Source organism: Streptomyces sp. EDA2-14 (assembly GCF_054963755.1).
Genome location: NZ_JBUEGE010000003.1, coordinates 365,445 through 391,520 on the forward strand (window position 1 = coordinate 365,445; position 26,076 = coordinate 391,520).

At 71.1% G+C, this 26,076-nt stretch carries 23 protein-coding genes; 19 read left to right on the forward strand and 4 right to left on the reverse strand.

What is annotated here, in order from left to right; all coding sequences use genetic code 11:
* Nucleotides 1-43: 43 nt before the first annotated feature.
* A complete protein-coding gene (locus ACY34M_RS11435; protein WP_462718304.1) occupies nt 44-421 on the forward strand; it encodes a VOC family protein in 378 nt (125 codons plus the stop codon).
* Here ACY34M_RS11435 and ACY34M_RS11440 read toward each other — a convergent pair.
* Nucleotides 391-1,167: a helix-turn-helix domain-containing protein gene (locus tag ACY34M_RS11440; RefSeq protein WP_462718305.1), complete on the reverse strand. Its 777-nt coding sequence runs from the start codon at nt 1,165-1,167 to the stop codon at nt 391-393. The two genes, ACY34M_RS11435 and ACY34M_RS11440, sit on opposite strands and share 31 nt — an antisense overlap.
* Nucleotides 1,168-1,204: 37 nt before the next feature.
* Nucleotides 1,205-2,359 (reverse strand): YihY/virulence factor BrkB family protein, encoded by a 1,155-nt coding sequence (locus ACY34M_RS11445; RefSeq protein ID WP_462718306.1) that lies wholly within the window; start codon nt 2,357-2,359, stop codon nt 1,205-1,207.
* Between the two features lie 319 nt (nt 2,360-2,678).
* On the opposite strand from ACY34M_RS11445, the gene ACY34M_RS11450 reads away from it, so the two are divergent.
* From ACY34M_RS11450 to ACY34M_RS11480, 7 genes are all read left to right on the forward strand, one after another.
* Entirely contained in the window at nt 2,679-5,108 is a 2,430-nt protein-coding gene (locus ACY34M_RS11450) for a Pls/PosA family non-ribosomal peptide synthetase (RefSeq protein WP_462718307.1), read from the forward strand.
* A complete protein-coding gene (locus ACY34M_RS11455) occupies nt 5,105-7,171 on the forward strand; it encodes a non-ribosomal peptide synthetase (RefSeq protein WP_462718308.1) in 2,067 nt (688 codons plus the stop codon). The genes ACY34M_RS11450 and ACY34M_RS11455 overlap by 4 nt, the downstream gene beginning before the upstream one ends.
* 25 nt (nt 7,172-7,196) lie before the next feature.
* Entirely contained in the window at nt 7,197-8,195 is a 999-nt protein-coding gene (locus ACY34M_RS11460; RefSeq protein ID WP_462718309.1) for a TauD/TfdA family dioxygenase, read from the forward strand.
* On the forward strand, nt 8,192-9,220 hold the full coding sequence (sbnB, locus tag ACY34M_RS11465) for a 2,3-diaminopropionate biosynthesis protein SbnB (RefSeq protein WP_462718310.1): 1,029 nt from the start codon (nt 8,192-8,194) through the stop codon (nt 9,218-9,220). The genes ACY34M_RS11460 and sbnB overlap by 4 nt, the downstream gene beginning before the upstream one ends.
* A 56-nt stretch (nt 9,221-9,276) precedes the next feature.
* Entirely contained in the window at nt 9,277-10,257 is a 981-nt protein-coding gene (sbnA, locus tag ACY34M_RS11470; RefSeq protein ID WP_462718311.1) for a 2,3-diaminopropionate biosynthesis protein SbnA, read from the forward strand.
* 36 nt (nt 10,258-10,293) lie between these two features.
* A complete protein-coding gene (locus tag ACY34M_RS11475; protein ID WP_462718312.1) occupies nt 10,294-11,928 on the forward strand; it encodes an acyl-CoA dehydrogenase family protein in 1,635 nt (544 codons plus the stop codon).
* Nucleotides 11,929-12,154: 226 nt separating this feature from the next.
* Nucleotides 12,155-13,441 carry a GAF domain-containing protein gene (locus ACY34M_RS11480; protein WP_462718313.1) on the forward strand — a complete coding sequence of 429 codons (1,287 nt, stop codon included), beginning with the start codon at nt 12,155-12,157 and terminating at the stop codon, nt 13,439-13,441.
* On the opposite strand, the gene ACY34M_RS11485 is transcribed toward ACY34M_RS11480, so the two are convergent.
* Complete coding sequence (locus tag ACY34M_RS11485; RefSeq protein WP_462718314.1) at nt 13,385-14,161, reverse strand: triose-phosphate isomerase; 777 nt, start codon at nt 14,159-14,161, stop codon at nt 13,385-13,387. The genes ACY34M_RS11480 and ACY34M_RS11485 overlap by 57 nt on opposite strands.
* Nucleotides 14,162-14,289: 128 nt before the next feature.
* Here ACY34M_RS11485 and ACY34M_RS11490 point away from each other — a divergent pair, with 128 nt between their 5' ends.
* From ACY34M_RS11490 to ACY34M_RS11500, 3 genes are all read left to right on the forward strand, one after another.
* A complete protein-coding gene (locus ACY34M_RS11490) occupies nt 14,290-14,952 on the forward strand; it encodes a DUF1266 domain-containing protein (protein WP_462718315.1) in 663 nt (220 codons plus the stop codon).
* Between the two features lie 78 nt (nt 14,953-15,030).
* Entirely contained in the window at nt 15,031-15,519 is a 489-nt protein-coding gene (locus ACY34M_RS11495; protein WP_462724114.1) for a MarR family winged helix-turn-helix transcriptional regulator, read from the forward strand.
* 148 nt (nt 15,520-15,667) lie between these two features.
* Nucleotides 15,668-17,761 carry an MMPL family transporter gene (locus ACY34M_RS11500; RefSeq protein ID WP_462718317.1) on the forward strand — a complete coding sequence of 698 codons (2,094 nt, stop codon included), beginning with the start codon at nt 15,668-15,670 and terminating at the stop codon, nt 17,759-17,761.
* Between the two features lie 37 nt (nt 17,762-17,798).
* Here ACY34M_RS11500 and ACY34M_RS11505 read toward each other — a convergent pair whose 3' ends face one another.
* The gene (locus tag ACY34M_RS11505) at nt 17,799-18,830 is read right to left on the reverse strand and encodes a M4 family metallopeptidase (RefSeq protein WP_462718318.1); all 1,032 of its coding nucleotides are present in this window, start codon (nt 18,828-18,830) and stop codon (nt 17,799-17,801) included.
* A 124-nt stretch (nt 18,831-18,954) separates the two neighbouring features.
* Between ACY34M_RS11505 and ACY34M_RS11510 the strand changes: the two genes are divergently transcribed.
* From ACY34M_RS11510 to ACY34M_RS11545, 8 genes are all read left to right on the forward strand, one after another.
* Nucleotides 18,955-19,542, forward strand: coding sequence for a GNAT family N-acetyltransferase (locus tag ACY34M_RS11510; protein WP_462718319.1), 588 nt, complete (start codon nt 18,955-18,957; stop codon nt 19,540-19,542).
* 332 nt (nt 19,543-19,874) lie between these two features.
* On the forward strand, nt 19,875-21,572 hold the full coding sequence (locus ACY34M_RS11515; RefSeq protein WP_462718320.1) for a nitrite/sulfite reductase: 1,698 nt from the start codon (nt 19,875-19,877) through the stop codon (nt 21,570-21,572).
* Complete coding sequence (locus ACY34M_RS11520; RefSeq protein WP_462718321.1) at nt 21,569-21,748, forward strand: hypothetical protein; 180 nt, start codon at nt 21,569-21,571, stop codon at nt 21,746-21,748. The genes ACY34M_RS11515 and ACY34M_RS11520 overlap by 4 nt, the downstream gene beginning before the upstream one ends.
* Nucleotides 21,745-22,455: a phosphoadenylyl-sulfate reductase gene (locus ACY34M_RS11525; protein WP_462718322.1), complete on the forward strand. Its 711-nt coding sequence runs from the start codon at nt 21,745-21,747 to the stop codon at nt 22,453-22,455. Before ACY34M_RS11520 ends, ACY34M_RS11525 begins: the two co-directional genes overlap by 4 nt.
* A gap of 14 nt (nt 22,456-22,469) precedes the next feature.
* Complete coding sequence (gene cysC / locus ACY34M_RS11530; protein ID WP_462718323.1) at nt 22,470-23,036, forward strand: adenylyl-sulfate kinase; 567 nt, start codon at nt 22,470-22,472, stop codon at nt 23,034-23,036.
* Complete coding sequence (cysD, locus tag ACY34M_RS11535; protein ID WP_462718324.1) at nt 23,033-23,980, forward strand: sulfate adenylyltransferase subunit CysD; 948 nt, start codon at nt 23,033-23,035, stop codon at nt 23,978-23,980. The genes cysC and cysD overlap by 4 nt, the downstream gene beginning before the upstream one ends.
* Nucleotides 23,981-23,982: 2 nt before the next feature.
* Entirely contained in the window at nt 23,983-25,335 is a 1,353-nt protein-coding gene (locus ACY34M_RS11540) for a sulfate adenylyltransferase subunit 1 (protein ID WP_462718325.1), read from the forward strand.
* A gap of 12 nt (nt 25,336-25,347) precedes the next feature.
* Nucleotides 25,348-26,070 (forward strand): ABC transporter permease, encoded by a 723-nt coding sequence (locus ACY34M_RS11545; protein ID WP_462718326.1) that lies wholly within the window; start codon nt 25,348-25,350, stop codon nt 26,068-26,070.
* The last annotated feature ends 6 nt before the right edge of the window (nt 26,071-26,076 follow it).

Sequence of the window (26,076 nt, forward strand, 5' to 3'; positions counted from 1 at the left end):
TCGTACAAGACGAGTCCCGGCCGCGCTTCCTACGGTGGGTGGCATGAACGAGATCCGTATCCGTATGGACGCCATCGGCGTCGCCGCCACCGATCTGTCCGCCTCGCTCGCCTTCTACCGTCTCCTCGGCCTCACGTTCCCGGCGGGTGCCGAGCAACTCCCGCACGTGGAGGCCGAGTTGGCGGGTGGCATCCGGCTGATGTTCGACCCGGACCCCGCCGCCGGGGAGCGCGGCCGGGGCCGGGTAGCGCTCGCGTTCCACTGCGGGGACGCCGCGGGGGTCGACGCGGTGTACGGGGAGGTGACCGGGGCGGGTCACCGCGGTGAGACGAAGCCGTGGGACGCGCCGTGGGGGCAGCGGTACGCCGTCGTGCTCGACGCCGACGGCAATCAGGTGGACCTGTTCGCGCCTCTCACCTGACCTCCCTTCCCGACCGGGCATCCCTGTCGTCCGAGCATCAGGCGCCCCAGCGTCGTCCCCGTCAGGTCTCTTACGTCGCGCGCCAGATGGGCCTGGTCCGTGTAACCGGCCCGGGTCGCCGCCTCCGCGAAGGGGACGGCGGCGCGGGCCAGCGCCAGGGCCCGTTGCAGGCGCAGCACGCGGGCGAGGGTCTTGGGGCCGTAGCCGAACGCGGCCAGTGAGCGGCGGTGCAGCGTGCGGGCGCCGAGGCCCGTCTCGTCGGCGACATCGGTGACGGTGCGGCCCGCGTCCAGCGCCTGCGCCACATGGGTGAACAGCGGGTCGGGCGGGCCAGCGGCGTGTGCGAGGCGTGCCGCCAGGGCGTCCAGGACGGCCGCCGGGTCCGCGGCTTCGTCCAGGCGCTCGGTGAGCCGCCGGGCCTCGGACCCGTCCCGCCACACGTCCGCCAATGCGACACGGGTGTCCCGCAGTTCGTGTGCCGGTACGCCGAGGTAGCCGGGCGCCGTGCCGGGGGCGAAGCGGATGCCCGCGTAGCGGCGGGCGGCGCCGGGGTCCGTGGGGTGGGCGCGGGTGTCGGGTCCCGCGACGAAGAGCCGGCCCTCGCTCCAGATCAGGTCCATGCAGCCGTCGGGCAGGACCGGCGCCGCCGAGCTCCCGTCGCGCGCGACCGTCCGGGTCCACAGCGTCGCCCCCGGCACCCGCGCGGCCCACTCGGCGTAGGCCCCGCGGCCCGCGAGTCCGTCCATGGGGGCAGCGTAGACCGGCGCTGTGACGGCGCGCCGGTCAGTGCTCCTCGTCCCCCGACCCGTCGCCGTTCTTGCGGACGGTGCGCAGGCGGGACGTGACGTCCTCCGGGGGCAGGAACTTCGACCAGCGCTCCGGGAACTCGGACGGCATGCCGGGGTCCTCGCCCTCGTCCGGGTCCTCCTCGTCGTCGTCGAGGCCGAACCCGGCCGCCCGCGCCGTCTGCTCGGCGGTGGCCGCCGCGCGGAAGCGCTCGTTCGCGGCGCGCGCGGCGGCCGTCGCGACCGACGGCCACACCCGGTCGATCGCGGCGTTCACCGCGGCGCCGACGAGCACCGCGAACGCCGAGACACCGATCCACAGCAGCACCGCGACCGGGGCGGCGAGGGAGCCGTAGATGGTCGGCCCCTCGATGGTGTTGGTGAGGTAGAGGCGCAGCAGGAAGCTGCCGGGGATCCACATCGCGAGCGACACGAGGGCGCCCGGCACGTCCTCGATCCACGGCGAGCGCACCGGCACGGACACGTGGTACAGCGTCGTGAGGAACGCGATGGACAGGACGAGGACCACCGGCCAGTACAGGACCTGGACGACCGACTGCGACCACGGCACGAGGCCGATCACCGCGTCCGGGCCGGCGATCATCAGCGGCAGCGCGATCGCGCCCACGACGAGTCCCACCAGGAAGAGCAGGAAGGCGAGCAGCCGCGTCTTGACGATGCCGCGTACGCCGTCGAGGCCGTACATGACGGTCACGGTGTCCACGAACGTCGACACCGCGCGCGAGCCCGACCACAGCGAGAGCAGGAAGCCGATGGAGATGACATCGGGCCTGCCGCCCTTGATGACGTCGTCCAGGATCGGTTCTGCGATCTCCTTCACGCCCTGGTCGGTGAGGACCGTGCGCGAGGCCTCCAGGATGTTGTCGCGGACGCCCGCGATGGTGTCGGCGCCGGTCCATGTGTCGACGTAGGCGAGCAGCCCCACCAGGGACAGCAGCAGCGGCGGCACCGACAGCAGGGTGAAGAACGCGGCCTCGGCGGCGAGGCCCAGGATGCGGTACTCCATGCAGGAGTTGACGGTGTCCTTGAGGAGCAGCCAGGCGGTCTTGCGTTTGGAGACGTTGTGGTACAGGACACGCGCCCGATGGAGTCGTCCGGACGGCGGTTCGGGGGATTCACTTGCTGGCTGCACGCCCCCCAAGGTATCCGCCACCTGCTCCGACACCCATACCTGGTACCGGCGCGGCCCCTCGGCGAGCCGCGGTCTGCCGCCGTCGGAGAAATCCAAGGACCCCCCTGGAACCGAACGAAGTAATTGAACCGTCTCTTTGATGAGTTCCCGGCGGACCGTAAAAAATGATCGGCCCGCCGGACTGTTCATGAAATCCCAGAAGCAATGTGGAATTCATGTGGCCAGGGGGACACGGGGGATCAAGCGTCACGCCCATTCGTACGAGGCGAAGCTTCATCCTGCAGTAAAATCCCAAGCCGACTATTCATGAGGAGCCATTGTGTCCAATGGCACGGAAAACGTTCTTGCCGAAGTCCTGGCCGGCGTCGTCCAGGTCGAACACGTACCTCCTGACAGTCACTTCTTCGATGATTTGTGCGCCAACTCCCTGGTGATGGCACACTTCTGCGCGCGGGTCCGCAAACGGGACGACCTGCCGTCGGTGTCCATGCGGGACGTCTACGGGAATCCGACGATCCGCTCGCTGGCCGCCGCGCTCGACCGGGCCCCGGTCCCCACCGCCACCCCGCCGAAGCCACCGCCACCACCGCCCCCGCCCGGCAGCACCCCGCGCTATCTGCTCTGCGGGGCACTGCAGTTCCTGTTCTTCGCCGCGTACTGCGCGATCGTCGGACTCGTCGTCGCCCCCGGCTACGAGTGGGTGGCGACGAGCGACGGCGTCCTTGAGGTGTACGCGCGTTCCGCGATCTTCGGCGCAGCCGTGTTCGTGGGCGCGTGCCTCGTGCCCGTCCTCGGGAAGTGGCTTCTCGTGGGCCGCTGGCGGGAGACCGAGTTCCCGGTGTGGAGCCTCGCCTACCTGCGCTTCTGGACCGTGCGGGTACTGCTGCACGCCAACCCGATGGTGCTGTTCGTGGGCAGCCCGCCGTACGTGTGGTACCTGCGGCTGCTGGGCGCGCGCATCGGGCGGAACGTGACGATCCTGTCCCGTGCCGTGCCCGTCTGCACCGACCTGGTGACGATCGGCGCCGGCACCGTGATCCGCAAGGAGGCCTATTTCCTGGGGTACTCGGCGGTGGCCGGACGTATCCGTACCGGTCCGGTGACCCTCGGCCGCGATGTCTTCGTCGGTGAGAAGACCGTCCTCGACATCGGCACCACGATGGGCGACGGCTCCCAACTCGGCCACGCCTCGGCCCTGTACGACGGCGCGTCGGTGCCTGCGGGCGAATGCCGGCACGGCTCTCCCGCCGAACCGGCCGACGTCGACTACGTCCGGGTTCCGGCGGCCCGCGTCTCCGTCACACGCCGCACCTTCTTCGGGCTCGCGGGTCTCGCGCAACTGCTCTTCGTCTACGCGCCACTCGCCATTGGCGGCGTATATCTCGCGGTAACAGAAATGCCCGCGCTGGACACCCTGTTCTCCCCGGACTCGCAGGATCTGGGCACCGCCGCGTTCTACGTCGAGGCGCTCGGACTTTCCGTCGTCGGATTTTTGGTGTTCGTCGTGCTGGGCTTCGCAGCCGTGTCACTGTTACCGCGCGTACTACGTCCGCTGGTGCGTCCGGAACGCACCTATCCACTGTATGGATTCCACTACGGCGTGCACCGCGCGGTCACCCGCATGACCAATATCAAGTTCTTCAAGTGGCTTGCGGGCGACAGTTCTTACATCGTCGGTTATCTGCGGTCGATCGGGTACGACCTGTCGAACGTGGAGCAGACCGGTTCGAACTTCGGTACGGAGGTCCAGCACGAGACCCCGTACCTGGCGACGGTGGGCAGCGGCACGATGGTCGCCGACGGGCTCTCGATCCTGAACGCCGAGTACTCGGCGACCTCGTTCCGTGTCTCGCGCGCGACGATCGGGGCGCACAGCTTCCTCGGCAACCACATCGCCTACCCGAGCGGCGGCCGCACCGGCGAGAACGTACTGCTCGCCACGAAGGCGATGGTGCCGCTGGACGGCGAGGTGCGCAGCGATGTCGGGCTGCTCGGCTCGCCGCCCTTCGAGATCCCGCGCTCGGTGGAGCGCGACAGCCGCTTCGACCACCTGCGCCGGGGCGAGGAGTTCAAGAGCCGCCTCGCCGCGAAGAACCGTTACAACCTGCGCACGATGGCCCTGTTCCTGTTCGTGCGGTGGCTGCACTGGTTCCTGCTGTCGGTGATCGCGTTCGGCGCGCTCGACCTGTACGGCGGCACGGGCTTCGTCGGCGGGCTGCTGTTCGGCGCGGCGATGGTCCTCGGGCTCCCGTTCACCACCTGCTACTACGTGTTCATGGAGCGGCTGATCTGCCGGTTCCGGCCGCTCACACCCCGGTTGTGCTCGATCTACGACCCGTACTTCCGGTGGCACGAGCGGCTGTGGAAGGTGCCGGACAACCACCTCGTGGTGCTCAACGGGACACCGTTCAAGAACGTGGCGTGGCGGCTGCTCGGCGTGCGGATCGGGCGGCGGGTCTTCGACGACGGGGCCAACATCACCGAGCGCACGCTGACGACGATCGGCGACGACACCACGCTCGGCGCGCACGCCAAGATCCAGGCGCACTCCCAGGAGGACGGCACCTTCAAGTCGGACCGGATCGTGATCGGTTCCGGCTGCACGCTCAGCACGGGTGCCCTGGCGCACTACGGAATCGACATGGGCGACGGAGCCGTGCTCGCCCCCGACTCCTTCCTGATGAAGGGCGAGCAGATGCCGCCGGGCGCCGACTGGGGCGGCAACCCGGCAGTGGAGAGGAAGTCATGACGGACTTTCAGTGGACCCGCACCCCGGTCCCCGGCACGGCGGTGCTCGACGTACCGCTCCCCGAGGGCCTGTCGGCGGACGGACGAGCGCTCGACGCGGCCCGCGCACGGGTGCGCGAGGCCCTGTCCGTGGACCACGACGACCCGGTGTTCCGGGCGAGTGTCACGGAGGGGCACACCCTGCGGCTGAGCTACCGCACCGAGGCCCTCGACGCCGAGGCCGCCGCCCGCGTCGCGGGCTACCATCTCGCCGCGCTGGCCGGCCCGCAGCGCCGGAGCCTGCTCTCCGACGGTGAACTCCGCTACCAGTTGGAGGAGTTGGCGGGCCCCCGGATGCCGCTTCCGGACCGGCGGGTGCACGAGCTGTTCGAGGCGCGGGCCGCCGCCCACCCGAACCTGCCGGCCGTCGCGGACGAGCGCGAGGAGTGGACGTACGCCGAACTCAACTCGCGCGCCAACCAGGTGGGCCGGGCGCTGCTCGCGCGCGGCCTTCGGCCCGAGCAGGTCGTCGCCGTCGTCATGGAGCGCGGCGTCGACTGGGCGGCGGCCGTCCTCGGCGTCCTGAAGGCGGGCGGGGTGTATCTGCCGGTGGAGCCGCGCTTCCCGGCCGAGCGCGTCGCCACGATGCTCGGCCGGGCCGACTGCCGGCTCGTCGTCGCCGACCGGGACGGCACCCTGTCCGTGGCGGACGCGTACGCCGAGGGCCACGCGGACGGCGACCTCGGCGTCCCGGTCGCGGCGGACCAACTCGCCTACCTGTACTTCACCTCGGGCTCCACCGGCGAGCCGAAGGGCGCCCTGTGCGAGCACGTCGGGTTCCTCAACCACGTGTTCGCCAAGGTCGACGACCTGGGGATCGGCGCCGGGGACACCGTGGCGCAGACGGCGCCGCAGTGCTTCGACATCTCGCTGTGGCAGCTGGTGTCCGCGCTGACCGTCGGCGGCCGCACCCTCGTCGTCGGGCAGCGCACGGTCCTCGACGTCGCCCGCTTCGTGGACACGATCGAGCGGGGCCGGGTGAACGTGCTGCAGGTCGTGCCGTCCTATCTGGAGGCCGTCCTCGCCGAGCTGACCCACCGGCCCCGCCGGCTCCCCTACCTGCGCTGTGTGTCGGTGACCGGGGAGGCCGTGAAGGCGGAGCTGGTGCGCCGCTGGTTCGCGGCGCGGCCCGGCGTGCGGCTCGTCAACGCGTACGGGCTCACGGAGACCTCCGACGACACCAACCACGAGGTGATGCTCCGGCCTCCGGAGGGCGACCGGGTGCCGCTCGGGCCGCCGGTCGCGAACGTACGCGTCTACGTCGTCGACGAGGATCTGCTGCCGGTTCCGCTGGGCGCGCCCGGCGAGATCGTCTTCTCGGGCCTGTGCGTCGGGCGCGGCTACGTCAACGACCCGGAACGCACGAAGGCCGCGTTCGTCGAGGACCCGTACCGGCCCGGCGAGCGGCTGTACCGCAGCGGCGACCACGGGCGCTGGCGGCCCGACGGGAAGCTGGAGTTCCTCGGGCGCCGGGACGGCCAGGTCAAGATCCGCGGCTTCCGCGTCGAGATCGGCGAGGTCGAGAACGCGCTGCTGCGGGTGGACGGGGTCCGGGACGCCGCGGTGGTCGTGGTCCGGGGCTCGCAGCTCGCGGCGTTCTGCACCGGGCCCCGGCCCGTGGACGTGACGGAGCCGGTGGCCGCCGCGCTGCCCGCGTACATGGTGCCCTCGGTCGTGCACTGGCGGGAGCGGCTGCCGCTGACCGCCAACGGGAAGACGGACCGCCGCGCGCTCACCGCGCTCGCCGAGGCGTCGGCCCCGGACACCGAACCACCTCGTACACCGGCGGAACGCCGGCTCGCCGCGCTCTGGGCCGACGTGCTCGGTGTGCCCGCCGAACGCATCGGACGCCACGACCACTTCTTCGACCTCGGCGGCAGCTCACTGGCCGCCGTGAAGCTGGCGGTCGCCCTGGACCGGGCGATCACCCTCAAGGACGTCACGCACCATCCGGTCCTCGCGGACCTGGCCGGGCTGCTCGACGACCGGGCCGCGGTATGCACCACAGCCACCACATCCACCTGATTCGTCGGAAAGGAAGCGCACCCGCATGTCGCTCTCGACTCCGTCACCTGACATCTCACTCTCCACCGACGGCCCACCCTTGGTGCACGCCGACTGCGCGGGCGATCCGGAGGGCTGGACCGCACAGCACCGCGAGACCGTGCGCGCCGTCGTCGGCGAGCACGGCTGCGCCCTGGTGCGCGGTCTCGGGCTCACCGACCCGGGTCCCACCGCCGCCGTGTTCAAGCAGGCGGCGGGCGGCCTGATGGCCGACCGGGAACCGTTCGCGCCGCGCCGCACGTACCCGGACGGCGTGTACTCCGCCACCAAGTGGCCGCCCAACCAAATGATGTGCATGCACCACGAGTTGAGCTACTGCCTGGAGTTCCCCGCGCTGTTGCAGTTCGCCTGCCTTGAGGCGTCCGCGAGCGGCGGCGCGACCGGTCTCGCCGACGCGCGGGCCGTCCTGGGCGCCCTGCCCTCCGCGCTCGCCGAGCGGTTCGAACGGGAGGGCTGGATCCTCGCCAGGACGTACCACGAGGACATCGGCGCCTCGGTCGCCGAGGCGTTCGGCACCGACGACCGGGACGCCGTCGCCGCGTACTGCCGGGCCCATGCCATCGGCTTCAGCTGGCAGCCGGACGGCTCGCTGCGCACCCGGCAGCGGCGCAGCGCCGTCCTCCGCCATCCGCGCGACGGGACCCCGGTCTGGTTCAACCAGATCGCGTTCCTGAGCGAGTGGACGATGGAACCGGAGGTCCGCGAGTACCTCGTCGACGAGTACGGGCCCGAAGGGCTGCCCTTCAACACCCTGTACGGCAACGGCGATCCGCTCGGCGAGGACGTGGTGCGCACGCTGAACGAGGTGTACGAGGCGCACACCGTGCGCACCCGTTGGCAGAGCGGCGATCTGCTGCTCGTCGACAACCTCCGCACCGCGCACAGCCGGGAGCCGTTCGACGGCCCCCGCGAGGTGCTCGTCGCGCTCGCCGATCCGGTGCGCCTCGCCGACTGCGCACCGACCGTGCCGGCGACCGCCGGATGACCGCCGTCGCGCCCCGGTTCGCCGTGATCCCCGGCGAGCAGGTCCAGCAGGCGCTGCGCGGACGCGAGCGGGAGATCGCCGAGCTGATCGAGCAGGTGTACCGGCTGCACGGGGCGGGCGGCACCGTCAACCCGCCCTCGTACTTCCTGCGGTTTCCCGACCGGCCGAGCGCGCGGATCATCGCGCTGCCCGCCTCGATCGGCGGTCCGCTGCGCACGGACGGGCTCAAGTGGATCTCCAGTTTCCCGGAGAACACCCGCTCGGGTCTGCCGCGCGCCTCGGCCGTGCTGATCCTCAACGACCCGGACACCGGCTACCCGTACGCGTGCCTGGAGAGTTCGGTGATCAGCGCGGTGCGGACGGCGTCGTCCGCCGCCCTCGCCGCCGACCGGCTCGGCCGGGGCCGGGAGCGCCCGCGGCGCGTCGGCTTCATCGGCACCGGTCTGATCGCCCGGCACATCCACACCCATCTCGTCGGCACCGGCTGGGAGTTCGAGGAGACGGGGGTGCACGACGTGTCGGCAAAGAGCGCGGCCGGGTTCCGCGACTATCTGGAACGGGCGGGCACCAAGGGGCGGATCACGGTGCACGAGAGCGCCGAACGCCTGATCCGCTCAAGCGACTTGGTGGTTTTTGCCACGGTCACGGCCAAACCGCACATCCATGACGCGTCCTGGTTCGTACACCATCCGTTGGTGCTGCACGTGTCGCTGCGCGATCTCGCACCGGAGATCCTTCTCGACAGCGCGAACTACGTGGACGACGTCGAGCACTGTCTCAAGGCGGACACCTCGCCGCACCTGGCCGAACAGCTCACGGGAGGAAGGGATTTCATCGACGGAACACTCGACGACGTACTGACGGGACGTATATCCGTGCCGAACGACAGGACCGTGGTGTTCTCGCCGTTCGGGCTCGGGGTACTCGACCTCGCCGTCGGACGGTACGTGCACGACGAAGTGGCCGAGCGCGGCCAACTGCACGTCGTGGACGGCTTCTTCGACGAACTGCGACGACACGGCTGAAAGGCAGGCACGCATGGGACACGGGGGACACATGAAGGAGGGGGGCGGCGCACGCCATGCCAGTCATTGACGATCCCGCTCAGTTCAACGAGGAAGAGCTCTACGTGGATCTGCGGGCGGCGCTTGACCTGCCGCTCTTCCTCAAGTGCGAAGGGTTCAACTTCGCCGGATCCATCAAACTGAAGGCTGCCACCGCGATGGTCGACGCCGCCGAGCGCGACGGCCTGCTGCGGCCCGGCAAGGTGCTCGTCGAGTCCTCGTCGGGGAATCTGGGACTCGCGCTCAGCGTCATCGCCGCGCACCGCGGCTACCGGTTTCTGTGTGTGACCGACGACCGGTGCAACCAGACCACGATCCGGCTGATGGAGGCGCTCGGCAGCCGGGTGCACGTGGTCCGCGAACCGGCGGCGCAGGGCGGCCTGCTGGCGGCCCGGCTCGCCTACGTACGGGCGCTGTGCGCGGCCGACGACCGGTACGTCCGCCTCGACCAGCACAGCAACCACCACAACTGGCGGGCGCACTTCCGCACCACGGCCCCGGCCATCGCCCACCGCTTCCCGCACCTCGACGTGCTGTTCGTCGGGGCCGGGACTACGGGCACGCTGATGGGGTGTGCCCGCTGGTTCTGGCAGTGGCGGCGCCGGGTGCACATCGTGGCCGTCGACAGCGTCGGCTCGGTGAGCTTCGGCGGACCCGCCGGGCGCCGGCTCATTCCCGGGCTCGGCGCCGGCGTACGGCCACCGCTCCTCGACACCTCGTACATCGACGACGTGGTGCACGTCGAGGAACCGGACGCGCTGCACGTGTGCCGCACCCTCGCGGGGCGGGGGTTCCTGTTCGGCGGATCGACCGGCACGGTGATCAGCGGAGCGGGCCAGTGGCTCGACCGCAACGGACGGCACGGCCTCACGGCGGTGGCGATCGCCCCTGACCTCGGCGAGCGCTACATCGACACCGTGTACCGCCCCGGCTGGCCGCCAGAAGGGTTCCCGCGGCCGGAAAGGAAACACGAGGTCGCCATGGCACACATCGGATGAGGCGCCCGTACCCGCGTCGCGGGTAGGTTCCGGGGCATGGCAGGCAGCACGCACACGGTGACCAACCAGCCCCCACCGCTGACGGGGTACGACGTCTTCGGCTCCGACCAGGTCCTCGTCCAGGGGGTGCGCCGGCATCTGGCCCCCGAACTGCTGGACGAGGCCCTGGCGGAGCTGCATCTGCTCGGCCGCACCGCGGGCTCCGCGCAGGCTCAGGAATGGGGGCGGCTGGCGAACGAGAACCCGCCGCGCCTGCGCACCCACGACCGCTACGGCCACCGGATCGACGAGGTGGAGTTCCACCCCTCGTGGCACCGGCTGCTCGGCAAGGGGGTCTCGGCGGGGCTCACATCGGCCTGGACCAGGCCGGGCGGTCACCTGCGGCGCGCCGCCGCGTTCCTGGTGTGGTCGCAGGTGGAGGCGGGCCATCTGTGTCCGCTGTCGATGACGCACGCGGCGGTGCCGGCGCTGCGCGCGGACCCCGGCCTCGCCGCCGAGTGGGAGCCCCGCCTCACCTCCATGGTCTACGACTCCGGGCTGCGCCCCGCCGGACAGAAGGCCGGAGCGCTGTTCGGGATGGCGATGACGGAGAAGCAGGGCGGCAGCGACGTACGGGCCAGTACGACGCGGGCCGTACCGCTGGCCGAGGACGGTACGTACGCGCTCACCGGACACAAGTGGTTCTGCAGCGCACCGATGTCGGACGGTTTCCTGGTCCTGGCGCAGGCCGGTGACGGGCTCACCTGTTTCCTCGTGCCACGCGTCCTCGAGGACGGCACACACAACCCGTTCGCCCTGCAACGCCTCAAGGACAAGCTGGGCAACCGGTCCAACGCCTCCGCCGAGGTCGAGTTCGACGGGACGTGGGGGCGCCGGGTCGGCGAGGAGGGGCGCGGGGTGCGCACCATCATCGAGATGGTGGCGGCGACCCGGCTCGACTGCGTGCTCGGCTCCGCGGCCCTGATGCGCCAGGCGGTGGCGCAGGCCGTCCACCACTGCACGCACCGCGCGGCGTTCGGCGCGAAGCTGGTCGACCAGCCGCTGATGAGCAACGTCCTGGCGGATCTGGCGCTGGAGTCGGAGGCCGCGACGACGCTCGCGCTGCGGCTGGCCGCCGCGTACGAGGACGGGGGCGAGCAGGAGCGGGCCTTCCTGCGGATCGCGGTGCCGGCGGCCAAGTACTGGGTGACGAAGCGCTGTACGCCGCTGGTCGCGGAGGCCCTGGAGTGCCTCGGCGGCAACGGGTACGTGGAGGAGTCCGGCATGCCGCGGCTGCTGCGCGAGTCGCCGCTGAACTCGATCTGGGAGGGCGCGGGGAACGTCCAGGCCCTCGACGTGCTGCGGGCGTTGCAGCGGGAACCGCAGGCGTTCAACGCGTTCCTCGTCGAGGTCGGCAAGGCGCGCGGCGCCGACCACCGGCTCGACGCGGCGGTGAAGGACCTGCTGACCGAACTCGGCGACCTGGACGGCATCGAGGCGCGGGCGCGGCGGCTCGTGGAGCGGATCGTGCTGGTGCTCCAGGGTTCGCTGCTGGCGCGGTACGGGCCCGACGACGTGTCGGACGCGTTCTGCGCCGCGCGGTTCGGGGGCGACCGGGGTGCGGGGTTCGGGACGCTGCCGCACACCCTGGACCTGGCGTCGCTGGTGGCGCGGGCGCAGCCCGTCGGCTGACCCGGCTCATGGCGCGGGGATGGTGCTGCGCCGACACGGCACCATCCCCGCTTTCAGGCCCCTAGAGGAGCTCGAACGCCGCATTGGCGGCGTTGTTCTCAGTTTCAAACCCCGCACGGATGTTCACCAGGGTTGCAAGGGGTTGCACCGTTCCTCGGGAAGGCCCACGCTTGCCGGGGTTCTCAGGGCAGGATGGGCGCATCTCCCCACAACCGAGGTTCCCCGTATGAACAAGGACTCGACGATCGACCTCGCACGGTTGTCCGCCATGGACGTGGCGCACTCCTCCCGGCTGCTCAAGGGAGTGCGCGAGGCGACTCTCGCGGGGCAGCGGCCGCGGGTACGGCCACGCCCGGTGATCCACGAATCCTGGCGGCGGATGCTGGAAGGCGGCATCGACCCGGACCACGACGTCCGCGCCGGGCTGCTCAGCACGGAGGAACTGGAGGAGCGGCGCCAGGCCTCCGCCCTGTACCCGCTGCTGCCGATGTTGCGCGAGGCGCTGGTGACGGTCGCCGACGCGGCGCAGCACATCATGGTGATCAGCGACGCGGACGGCCGGATCCTGTGGCGCGAGGGACACCCCGGCGTGCTGCGCATGGCCGACCGGATCGGTTTCGAAGTGGGCGCGCACTGGGCGGAGGACGTCGTCGGCACGAACGGGATCGGTACACCGCTGGTCACCCGCCGCCCCGTACAGGTCTTCTCCGCCGAGCACTTCGTGCGTTCGCAGCACCCGTGGATGTGCGCGGGTGCCCCGGTGACCGATCCGCGCGACGGACGGCTCCTCGGTGTCCTCGACATCAGCGGACCGATGGAGACGATGCACCCGGCGACGCTGTCGTGGGTGCACTCGGTGGCCCAGCTCGCCGAGGCCCGGCTGCGGGAGCAGTGGCAGACGGGCCTGGAGAGGCTGCGTTCGGTGGCCGCGCCGGTGCTGGCCCGGATCGGCGGGCGGGCGCTCGCCGTCGACCCGTCCGGCTGCACGGCCGCGGTGACCGGGATGCCGCCGGTGGACCGGGTCACGCTGCCCAAGACGATGGCCGAGGGCAGCTGTTGGGTGCCGGCGCTCGGCACGTGCAGGGTGACGCCGCTGCCGGGCGGCTGGCTGCTGCTGGTGGACGAGGAGCCGCTGCGGTTCGACGCGACCCGGATCGCGCTCGACCTGAGCCGCCCGCGCCGCTGGTCCCTGGAGGTGTCGGGGGCGGCGGCCTCCTGGACGCATGAACTCAGCCCCAGACACGCCGAGATGCTGTACGTCCTGGCCCTGCACCCGGCCGGCCGCAGCGCCTCCGAACTGGCGGAGGAACTCTTCGGCGACCGGGCCCGCACGGTGACGGTGCGCGCCGAGATGTCCCGCGTGCGCCGCTACCTCGGCGCCCATCTCGCCCACCGCCCCTACCGCTTCGCGGACGACGCCGAGGTCGAGGTCCTGCTGCCCGACGACCCGCTGGACCTACTGCCGCACTCCACCGCTCCCGTCGTGCTCGCCGCGCGGGAGCCCCGGGCCTGACGCGAGGGCGAGCAGCTTCAGGTACGCCTCCGCGTCCCACGCCGCCCGGCCCACGAAGAGCCCCCGTACACCGGGGAGTTCGAGCAGCCACGGCGCGTTGTCCAGGTCCACGGACCCGCCGTAAAGGACGGCGCGGACCGGCAGTTCGGCGAGGGCCGCGAGGGCGGGGGCGATCTCCTCGGGGCGCGGCGGGCGGCCGTCGGCACCGATCGCCCAGACGGGTTCGTAGGCGAGCAGCACCGCGCCGGGGTCCCGCTGCCCTTCGAGCGCGGCCTCGGCCTGGGCCCGTACGACGACGGCGCCGCGTCCGGCGTCCCTGGCCGCCGCGTCCTCGCCGACGCAGACCAGCGGGGTGAGTCCGTGGCGCAGCGCGGCCGCCGTCTTGAGCCGCACCGTCTCGTCGGTCTCGGCGAAGTGGGCGCGCCGCTCCGAATGCCCGATCTCGACGAGCCGGGCGCCCGCGTCCGCGGCCTGCGGCACCGAGATCTCGCCGGTCCAGGCACCCTCGTCCGCCCAGTGCGCGTTCTGCACGCCGGTCAGGACGGGCGAGCCGGGGCCGAGGGTGTCGGCGACGGTGGACACCGCGGTCGCCGACGGGATCAGAAAGGGGCGCACATCGGGGATCCCCTCCCCCACGGCCTCCCGCACACGCGCCGCGTAACGCGCCGCCTCCGCCCGGGTCTTGGTCATCTTGAAACTGGTCCCGATCCAGCGGCTCACGTGCTGTCCTCCTGCTCGTACGTGCTGGCGGAGTGCGGCTCGAAAGTGTAGGCGAGCAATCCGCTTGCCGAACCGGGAATCGAGGGGGCACAAGATGTCCACACACGTGTTCGGTACGCTCACGCGCCATGTCCCTGTTCACACGCATCCCCCACATCAGGCCCAAGACGGAGCGCCGTTACCGCACGCCCCTCACGCCGCACCAGCTGTGGATGGTGTCCCTGAGCGCACCCCTGCGCCCGGACAAGCGCACGTCGCACACCACGCTGTACCCCTTCACCCGCGTCGACGACGAGAAGGCGCGGCGCCGGCTGACCGAGCAGTGGGAGACGGGCACGCGGGACCGGCTCGTCGGGCAGCTCGGCGTGCTCGCCAGGACGGGGTTCCGGGAGCAGGCCCGCGCCCGGCTCGGGGTGGAGCCGCTGGCCTGGGACATCGCCCTGTACGCGGACATGGCACGGTGCGGCTTCGCCGCCGGGCTGCTCTCCGAGGCGGACGCCTGGAACCTGCTGAAGAACGTGGTGCCGCAGGTGGCGGGCACGTACAACACGTGGCAGGAGTACGCCGACCACTGTCTCCTCGGTCTCGCGGCCTGGCGCGAGGGGGTGCGCGGGACGCCGGGCGAGTCGCTGCTCGCCCCGCAGGACGCGATGGAGCGCCATGTGGCGACACTGCTCGATCCGGCGAACCGCAGGAGCCCGTGGCAGCGGACGCCGCTCGACGTCATCCGCGGGCCCGACCGGCCCGCCGAAGGAAGCCGCACGTCAGGAGCGCCCGGGCGCCGCGAGTAAGCTGGCGCACCCTCGTAGAGGATCGGGGCGGGGCGCCGCGTGGGCGCCGCCGAACACGAAGGGAAAGCCGTGGTGGGCGTGGGTGGACGGGCCGAGGAAGCCGGCGAAGGGGCCGCGGCGGGACAGCAGCAGCTGCGCGATCTCGCGGTGGAGCTGCGCCGGCTCAACGCGGAGATCTCCCGCGTCGTGCACGGCTTCGCCACCGGTCAGGGCCTGCACCCCACGGACGTGCAGGCGCTCGCCGTCGTCCTGGACTCCACGGAGCCCGTCACCCCGAGCGTGCTGCGCCGCCGTCTCGATCTGACCTCCGGCGCGGTGAGCGCCTGCGTGGACCGGCTCGAACGCGCAGGGCATCTGCGCCGGGTCCGGGAGAGCAGCGACCGCCGGGTGGTGCACCTTCAGTACGTGTCCGGCGCGCAGGCGCAGGCGCGCAAGTACTTCGGGCCGCTCGCGGAGGCGACGGACCGGGTGCGGGGCGACTTCAGCGCCGAGGAAGTGGCCGTCGTGGTGCGGTTCCTGGGCTCGCTCAACGAGGAACTGGCCGCCGTCGAGAGCCCCCGGTCGTAACCGAAGGCACTCCGTCGTGACCGGCTGCATCCGCGGGGGCGGGTGAGAGGGAAGGGGCGACGTATGCCACCATCCACTTAGCTCAATCATTGAGATACTTTTTGATTGAGACGGTTGAGTTTTTCCGACCGCCTTCCCTTGGAGAACCATGCCCCGCACGCACCGCCGCGCCCGCTGGCTCGTACCGATAGTCCTGCTCTTCGGCTGGCTGGCCATCGGCGGCACACTGGGCCCGTACGCCGGAAAACTCGGCGAGGTCGCGACCAACGACCAGGCGGCGTTCCTTCCGACCAACGCCGAGTCCACCCGCGTGATCGACGCACAGCGCGCCTTCAGCGAGGACGAGACGCTCCCGGCGGTGGTCGTGTGGACCGCCGACGACAAGGGCCGCATCGACGACGGGCAGCGCACCGCGGCCACCCGCGCCCTGGCCTCGCTCAAGGACGCGTCCGGCGTGACGGGCCAGGCCTCGCCCGCCCTGCCGTCCGACGACGGCAAGGCCCTGGAGGGCGTGGTTCAGCTCCGCCCCGATCTGGGCGACCAGCTGACACCGACGCTCGACAGCATCAGAGCCGCGGCGGAGAAGGTGCCGGGGACGACGGTCGCGCTCGCCGGACCGGCGGCGAGCCAGGCGGATCTGTCCGACGCCTTCGCGGGGATCGACGGGCTGCTCCTGTCGGTCGCGCTGGTGGCGGTCCTGGTGATCCTGATCCTGGTCTACCGCAGCTTCCTGCTCCCCTTCGTGATCATCATCAGCGCCGTGTTCGCGCTGGGCGCCGCCTGCGCCGTCGTCTACGCCCTGGCCGACCACGACGTCGTCCGCGTCGACGGACAGGTGCAGGGCATCCTGTCGATCCTGGTCATCGGCGCGGCGACCGACTACGCCCTGCTGCTGACCGCCCGCTACCGCGAGGAACTGGCCGCCAACCGCGACGACCGGTTCGGCGCAATGCGTGCCGCTCTTCGCCGCTCCTCCGGGGCGATCGTGGCCAGCGCCGCCACCGTGGCCCTCGGCCTGCTCGCCCTGCTGCTCAGCGACCTGACCAACAACCGGGCGCTCGGCCCGGTCGGCGCCATCGGCATCGTCTGCGCCGTCCTGAGCACCCTCACCTTCCTGCCCGCCGCGCTGGTCCTGCTGGGCGGCGCCGCGTACTGGCCCGCGAAGGTCAGGGTCGACGACGGCTCGGGCGCCGGGAACGGAGTGTGGCGGCGGGTGGCGGGCGCGGTCGAGCGGGCGCCGCGCAAGATCTGGGCGATCGCCCTCGTCGGCCTGCTGGCGTGCGCGGCCTTCGCCCCCACTCTCCAGTCCAAGGGCGTGCCGCTGGACGAGATCTTCGTCAACGACGCGCCGTCGGTCGCCGCGCAGGACACCCTGGCCGAGCACTTCCCCGGTGGCTCGGGCAACCCGGCCGTGGTGATCGCGGACGCCGGGCACCGGGCGGAGGTCGTCTCGGGGGCCGAGAAGCTCGACGGCGTCGCGAGCGCGGCCGTCCTCGGCGAGCAGGGGCGACCCGGTGGCGACTCCCCCCGTGTCGTGGACGGCAAGATCCGCGTCGACGTCACGCTGAAGGACCCGGCCGACAGCGACGCGGCCAAGGAGACGGTCTCCCGGCTCCGCACGACGCTGCACTCGATCGACGGCGCGGACGCCCTCGTCGGCGGCTACACCGCGCAGCAGTACGACACGCAGAACACCGCCGAGCGCGACCGCATGCTGATCGTGCCCGTGGTCCTCGCCATCATCCTGGTGATCCTCGTCGGGCTGCTGCGCTCCCTGATGATGCCGCTGATCCTGGTGGCGACGGTGGCGCTCAACTTCGTCGCCACGCTGGGCATTTCCTCGCTCGTCTTCCAGCACGTGTTCGGCTTCACCGGCACCGACGCGTCCGTGCCGCTGTACGGGTTCGTGTTCCTCGTCGCGCTCGGCGTGGACTACAACATCTTCCTGATGTCGAGAGCGCGGGAGGAGTCCCTGGAGCACGGGGCCAGGGACGGCATCCTGCGGGCGCTCGTCGCCACGGGCGGCGTGATCACGTCGGCCGGTGTCGTCCTCGCCGCGACGTTCGCCGCGCTCGGCGTGATCCCGCTCGCCTTCCTGGTGCAGATCGCGTTCATCGTGGCCTTCGGCGTCCTGCTGGACACGCTGGTCGTCCGCTCGCTGCTGGTGCCGGCGCTGGTCCGGGACATCGGCCCGAAGTCCTGGTGGCCCGGACGCCTCAGCCGCGCGCACAGCGACGACTGAACCACCCGGACCACCGCGAGGAAAAGGTGCGCAGGGCCTAGAAGCCGGGAATCCCCCGGTCCGCGAAGGCCTTGCGCACCGCCGTCTGTGCCCCGGCGCCGTACATCGTCCGCGCCGTCGCGACCGTCGCCTTCGCCGCCGCCTCGAAGCTCGTGTCGGGGGCGAAGGCGAACTGCGCGTTCACGATGATCCGGTCGGCCGTGCGGGCGCCGAGGGCGCGGCGGATGTCGTACAGGGCGCGCGACCAGATCTCGCCGTCCGCGTGCACCTCGCCGATCCGGTCCGCGTACGTCTTGTCGGTGTCGACGCGGCGCAGGCAGTGCGGCGCCGACGACGTGTACGAGGTGGAGTCCCAGTCGGCGACGCAGGCCAGGTCCGCCCTGCGCGGCCAGCCGTACCGGGCGTCGGCGGCGTCACCGACCGCCACGGAGAGGTAGTCGCCGAACGCCTCGCCGATGGACCCGGCCTCCACCGAGGTGCCGAATCCGGGGACCTGCGCGTTGTGCACCGCGTGCCCGTACTCGTGGACGACGACCTCGGCGTCCTCCGCGTCGTCGACGCCGCCCTTGCCGAAGCGGATCTCGGCCTTCTTGTCGGTGAAGAACGAGTTGTCGGCGCCCCACTGATTGATGCGGACGGGCTGGGCGCGGTCGTTGGCGCCGGGCAGTTCGCTGCCGAACCCGAGGGATTGGAGGTACTCCTGCGCCTCGTTGACCCAGAAGTAGGCCATCACCTGCTCGAACCGGTCGTCGTGGCGGGTGTACGTCCCGGCGTCCGCGAGCTTCGCGGCGGCGCCGGTCTCGGATCTCACCTGGGCCCACTTGCCGGACAGTCCCCCGCTGCCGTCGAGGTTGCGCAGCGCGGCCGTCGCGTACTGGGTGTCCGGGACCGCGGTCGCGGAGTCCTTGGCGTCGGTGAGGGACTGGTCGCCCGAGGACTGGACCGGGTTGACCATGAAGATCCGGGCCTGCGCCGTGGCGGGCGCGGCGAGCGCGGGGGTCGCGAGCGTGGCGAGGGCGACGGTGAGGGTGGCCGCGGCGAGCGCACCACGGGAGAAGCGACGGGACATCGGTACAACCTCCGGTTGGGCTGGTACGGATGGCGCGGGGGGTGGCGCTGTTGCGCGCTGCCGGATCTTCCCGCATCGCGGGCAGCCCTGGCCATAGCGCGGCGGCCGTGATCCGATGAGCCGCATGAGCAGCAGCAACACCCTCACCGTCACCACGTGGTCGCTGGAGCAGACCGCGCCCTGCGACCTGCGTCCCGCGAGCCCGCCGGAGGGCGACGACGTGCGCATCGTGCGCGCCGAGGTCCCCTCGCCGGAGTTCAGCCGGTTCCTGTACGCGTCGGTGGGCGGCGACATCCAGTGGATCGACCGGCTCGCCTGGAACTACGCGCAGTGGCAGGAGCAGCTGTCGCGGCCGGGCGCCGAGACCTGGGTCGCGTACGAGAAGGGCACGCCCGCCGGGTACGTGGAGCTGGCCGCGCAGGACGACGGTGTGGTCGAGGTCGTCTACTTCGGTCTGATCCCGGCGTTCCGGGGGCGGCGGATCGGCGGGCACCTGCTGTCGTACGCGGTCGCGCGCGCCTGGGACCTGGCGGAGCGGTGGCCGGGGCGCACCCCCACGAAGCGGGTGTGGCTGCACACGTGCAGCAAGGACGGGGAGCACGCGATGGCCAACTACGAGCGGCGCGGTTTCAAGGTGTTCCACACGGCGACCGAGGACGAGCCGGACGTTCCCACTCCGGGGCCGTGGCCGGGAGCCTTCCCCGCCGCCTGAGCGAGCCCCGCCTGTCCGTCGAACACCCCTTCACCACTGTGACCGGCACCACTATTGTCCACGATCCGAGACGATCTCGTCCAGATCGCGGACGATGGTGGACCGGGCCCAAAGTCCCGTGACACGATTTCGTCATGTCTACAGCTGGAACCGCCTTGGTGAGTCGACGCCACGTCGACTTCGGCCGCATGTCCAGCGCCATCTGTCCGGCGCGCTGATCTCTCCAGCACCGCCGCTTTCTCGTCACCCCTGATCTCCTGCGCACCGCCGCGCCCCTTGCGCGAAGTGTGCAGGTCAGAGCCGCCTTAAGCCTGCCTGAAGGACGATTCTCCATGGCTGCCACCCCAGAAACGCCTGCCCCTGCCGCGCCCCGCCGCAAGGTGAGCCGTCACCGCGGTGAGGGCCAGTGGGCCGTGGGCCACTTCACTCCGCTCAACGGCAACGAGCAGTTCAAGAAGGATGACGACGGTCTCAATGTACGGACACGTATTGAGACGATCTACTCCAAGCGCGGCTTCGACTCGATCGACCCCCAGGACCTGCGCGGACGCATGCGCTGGTGGGGCCTGTACACCCAGCGCAAGCCCGGCATCGACGGCGGCAAGACGGCCGTCCTGGAGCCGGAGGAGCTGGACGACGAGTACTTCATGCTGCGCGTGCGCGTGGACGGCGGCCGGCTGACCGTTCCGCAGCTGCGCGCCATCGGCGAGGTCTCCGAGCGGTACGCGCGGGGCACCGCCGACATCACCGACCGGCAGAACATCCAGCTGCACTGGATCCGCATCGAGGACGTGCCCGCGATCTGGGACACGCTGGAGGCCGTGGGCCTGTCCACGACCGAGGCCTGCGGCGACTGCCCGCGCGTCATCATCGGCTCCCCGGTGGCCGGGATCGCCGCCGACGAGATCATCGACGGCACTCCGGCCGTGGACGAGATCCACGACCGCTACATCGGCAACAAGGAATTCTCCAACCTGCCGCGCAAGTTCAAGACCGCGATCTCCGGCTCCCCTGTCCAGGATGTGGTCCACGAGATCAACGACGTGGCCTTCGTCGGCGTCGAGCACCCGGAGCACGGCCCCGGCTTCGACCTCTGGGTCGGCGGCGGACTGTCCACCAACCCCAAGCTCGCGCAGCGCCTCGGCGCCTGGGTGCCGCTGGACGAGGTCGCCGACGTCTGGGCCGGTGTGGTCGGCATCTTCCGCGACTACGGCTACCGGCGCCTGCGCACCCGCGCCCGCCTGAAGTTCCTGATGGCCGACTGGGGCCCGGAGAAGTTCCGCCAGATCCTTGAGGACGAGTACCTGAAGCGCAAGCTGGTCGACGGCCCCGCGCCCAAGGAGCCCTCGCAGAAGTGGCGCGACCACATCGGCGTGCACCAGCAGCAGGACGGCCGCTTCTACGTCGGGTTCGCGCCGCGCGTCGGCCGGGTGGACGGCACCACGCTCACGAAGATCGCCGAACTGGCCGGTGCCCACGGCTCGGACCGGCTGCGCACCACCGTCGAGCAGAAGATGATCATCCTCGACGTCACCGAGGACCAGGTCGACTCGCTCGTCGCCGGTCTGGAGGCGCTGGACTTCCAGGTCAAGCCCTCGCCGTTCCGGCGCGGCACGATGGCCTGCACCGGCATCGAGTTCTGCAAGCTCGCCATCGTCGAGACGAAGGCGCGCGGCTCGCAGCTCATCGACGAACTGGAGCGCCGCCTCCCGGAGTTCGACGAGCCGCTCACCATCAACCTCAACGGCTGCCCGAACGCCTGCGCCCGTATCCAGGTCGCGGACATCGGTCTCAAGGGCCAGCTCGTCCTCGACAAGGACGGCAACCAGGTCGAGGGCTACCAGGTGCACCTCGGCGGCGCGCTCGGCCTGGAGGCCGGATTCGGCCGCAAGGTGCGCGGCCTGAAGGTCACCTCGGCCGAACTGCCGGACTACATCGAGCGCGTCCTCAAGAACTACGAGGCGGAGCGCGAGACCGACGAACGCTTCGCGACCTGGGCCGCGCGTGCCTCTGCGGAGGCGCTGTCATGAGTGAGCGGGCGGCCCCGTTCTACTGCCCGTACTGCGGCGACGAGGACCTGCGGCCCGGCGAGGAAGGGCACGGCGCCTGGGAATGCGCGGCCTGCAACCGGGCCTTCACGTTGAAGTTCCGTGGGCTGCTCGCCCAGGGGGTTCAGCGCAACGACGGTGGAGGGGAACAGATATGACGACAGCTCAAGTCACCTCGGATACCGAAGAGTTGAAGGCGCTCGCCGAGCAGGCCGGGCGCGACCTGGAGGACGCTTCGCCGCTGGAGATCCTCCAGTGGGCGGTCGACACCTTCGGCGCGAAGTTCTGTGTGACCTCGTCCATGGAGGACGCGGTCGTCGCCCATCTCGCCTCCCGCGCGATGCCCGGGGTCGACGTCGTGTTCCTCGACACCGGCTACCACTTCGAGGAGACGATCGGCACGCGGGACGCCGTCGAGGCCGTGATGGACGTCAACGTCATCACGCTCACCCCGCGGCAGACCGTCGCCGAGCAGGACGCCGAGTTCGGCGCCCGGCTCTTCGAGCGCGACCCCGACCTGTGCTGCGCGATGCGGAAGGTCAAGCCGCTCGAAGAGGGCCTGACCAAGTACGCCGCCTGGGCCACGGGCCTGCGCCGCGACGAGTCCCCGACCCGCGCGAACACCCCGGTCGTCGGCTGGGACGAGAAGCGCCGGAAGGTCAAGGTCTCGCCGATCGCCCGCTGGACGCAGGACGACGTCGACGCCTACGTCGCCGAGCACGGAGTGCTCACCAACCCGCTCCTGATGGACGGCTACGGCTCCGTGGGCTGCGCCCCGTGCACCCGCCGCCTCCTGGAGGGCGAGGACGCGCGCGCCGGACGGTGGGCGGGCCGGAACAAGACCGAGTGCGGACTGCACGGCTGACCGGGCCTGAACTCATGAACGAACCACGGACTTTGGAGAACCAAGTGACCGGAGCCACGATCTGGCTCACGGGTCTGCCGTCCGCCGGCAAGACCACCATCGCGTACGAGCTGGCGAACACGCTGCGCGCCGAGGGCCGCAAGGTCGAGGTGCTGGACGGCGACGAGATCCGCGAGTACCTCTCGGCGGGCCTCGGCTTCAGCCGCGAGGACCGGCACACCAACGTGCAGCGCATCGGCTACCTCGCCGAACTCCTCGCCCGCAACGGCGTGCTGGCGCTCGTCCCGGTCATCGCGCCGTACGCGGACAGCCGCGAGGCCGTCCGCAAGCGCCACCAGACCGGCGGCACCGGATACCTGGAGGTGCACGTGGCCACGCCCGTGGACGTGTGCTCCGTACGCGATGTGAAGGGCCTGTACGCCAAGCAGGCGGCCGGTGAGCTCTCGGGTCTCACCGGGGTCGACGACCCGTACGAGGCACCCGAATCGCCCGACCTGCGCATCGAGTCGCAGAACCAGACCGTGCAGGAGTCCGCGGCAGCGCTCCGCGCGCTGCTCACCGAGAGGGGTCTCGCCGCATGACGACCGTAGCTTCTTCCGTCTCCGAGGGCTCCGAGGAGACCGACAGCCCTTACGCGCTGAGCCACTTGGACGCCCTGGAGTCCGAGGCGGTGCACATCTTCCGCGAGGTGGCGGGCGAGTTCGAACGGCCGGTGATCCTCTTCTCCGGCGGCAAGGACTCCATCGTCATGCTGCACCTGGCGCTGAAGGCGTTCGCCCCTGCCGCGATCCCCTTCTCGCTGCTGCACGTCGACACCGGGCACAACTTCCCGGAGGTCATCGACTACCGCGACCGCACGGTCGAGAAGCACGGCCTTCGCCTGCACGTCGCCTCCGTGCAGGAGTACATCGACGCCGGAAAGCTCCGCGAGCGCCCCGACGGGACCCGCAACCCGCTCCAGACGGTGCCGCTGACCGAGAAGATCCAGCAGGAACGGTTCGACGCCGTCTTCGGCGGTGGCCGCCGCGACGAGGAGAAGGCACGGGCGAAGGAGCGCGTCTTCTCCCTGCGCGACGAGTTCTCGCAGTGGGACCCGCGCCGCCAGCGCCCCGAGCTGTGGCAGCTCTACAACGGCCGGCACGCGCCGGGCGAGCACGTCCGCGTCTTCCCGCTCTCCAACTGGACCGAGCTGGACGTGTGGCAGTACATCGCCCGCGAGAACATCGAACTGCCGGAGATCTACTACGCGCACGAGCGCCCGGTCTTCAAGCGCAGCGGCATGTGGCTGACCGCGGGCGAGTGGGGCGGCCCGAAGGACGACGAGTCGGTCGAGACGCGCCAGGTGCGCTACCGCACCGTCGGCGACATGTCCTGCACCGGCGCCGTCGACTCCGACGCCACGACCATCGAGAAGGTCATCGCCGAGATCGCCGTGTCCCGGCTCACCGAGCGGGGCGCCACCCGCGCCGACGACAAGATGTCCGAGGCGGCCATGGAAGACCGCAAGCGCGAAGGGTACTTCTAGACATGAGCTCCACCACCTCCGCCGCCGCCGAAGAGCTGGCCGATCTCTCGGCGACGACCCTGCTGCGGTTCGCCACGGCCGGTTCGGTCGACGACGGCAAGTCCACGCTGGTCGGCCGCCTGCTGCACGACTCCAAGTCGGTCCTCACCGACCAGCTGGAGGCCGTCGAGCTGGCCTCCAAGTCGCGCGGCGCCGCCGAGCCCGACCTCGCGCTGCTCACGGACGGCCTGCGCGCCGAGCGCGAGCAGGGCATCACGATCGACGTCGCGTACCGCTACTTCGCGACCCCGCGCCGCCGCTTCATCCTCGCGGACACGCCGGGCCACGTGCAGTACACGCGGAACATGGTGACCGGCGCCTCCACCGCCGACCTCGCCGTGGTCCTCGTCGACGCGCGCAACGGCGTCATCGAGCAGACCCGCAGGCACGCCGCGGTCGCCGCGCTGCTGCGCGTCCCGCACGTCGTCCTCGCCGTCAACAAGATGGACCTCGTCGACTACGACGAGCAGGTCTTCGCGAAGATCGCCGAGGAGTTCACCGCGTACGCCGGGCAGTTGGGCGTGCCGGAGATCACTGCCATCCCGATCTCGGCGCTCGCGGGCGACAACGTCGTGGAGCCGTCCGCCCACATGGACTGGTACCCCGGCCCGACGGTCCTGGAGCACCTGGAGACGGTGCCGGTCAGCCACGACCTCACCACCTGCCACGCGCGGCTTCCCGTCCAGTACGTGATCCGCCCGCAGACCGCCGAGCACCCGGACTACCGGGGCTACGCGGGGCAGATCGCGGCCGGTACGTTCCGCGTCGGCGAGTCCGTCACCGTGCTGCCCTCGGGCCGTACGTCGAAGGTCGTCGGAATCGATCTGCTGGGTACGTCGGTCGACGTCGCCTGGACGCCGCAGTCCGTCACCCTCCTCCTGGAGGACGACATCGACATCTCGCGCGGCGACCTGATCGTGCCGAGCCACGACGCGCCCGCCACCTCGCAGGACATCACGGCGACGGTGTGCCACGTGGCCGACACCCCGCTCACCGTGGGTCAGCGCGTGCTGCTCAAGCACACCACGCGTACGGTCAAGGCGATCGTCAAGGAGATCCCGTCGCGGCTCACGCTCGACGACCTCTCCCAGCACCCGGAGCCGGGTCAGCTGGTCGCCAACGACATCGGCCGGGTCACGGTGCGGATCTCCGAGGCGCTCGCCATCGACTCCTACGCGGACTCGCGGCGCACCGGTTCGTTCCTGCTGATCGACCCGTCGGACGGCACGACACTCGCGGCCGGCATGGCCGGGGAGTCGTTCGCGTCGGCCGAGGACCCCAAGTCGCTGGTGGACGAGGAGGGGTGGGACTTCTAGTCCCCGGGCCGCATGAACACCTGGGGCACGTTCCGGGCGAAGGTCCTGCCGCCACTGGCCGCGGTCGTCGTGGTGCTGGTGGCCTGGCAGGGCCTGGCCTCGTCCGGCCTCGTCGACGACCCGACGAAGCTGCCGCCGCCGTCCGCGGTGTGGGGCGAGGTGCGGGAGGCGTGGCAGCAGGGCACGCTGCTCGGCTTCGTGTGGAGAAGCGTGTCGCGCGGACTGCTGGGCTTTCTGCTCGCCCTGGTGGTCGGCACGCCGCTCGGCCTCGTGATGTCGCGCGTGCCCCCGGTGCGCTCGGTGCTCGGCCCGGTCCTGTCGGGGCTGCGGTGGCTGCCGTCGGTGCTGTGGGTTCCCGCGGTGATCCTGTGGCTGGGCCTGAACGACCCGGTGATGTACGGGGTGATCCTGCTCGGCGCGGTCCCCGCGATCGCGGCCGGCCTCGCCCCCGGCGGCGGCCGGGAACAGCTGCTGCCCGGTTACCTGGCCGGTCTCAAGCAGGGCTGGGCGTTCGCCTGGCGCTCGCTGATGGCGGCGGAGCTCATCGCCTCGTCGCCGCGGCTGGGCGTCGACCTCGGCCGGCTCCTGGAGCCCGGTGGCGAAGCCTCGCCCATGTCCATGGTCCTCCTCGCGATCCTGCTCGTCCTGGCCCTCGGCATCACCGTCGATCTGTTGGTCTTCAGCCCGTTGGAGCGGCGCGCACTGCGCGGCCGCGGACTCCTCGTCAAGAACTGAGCCACC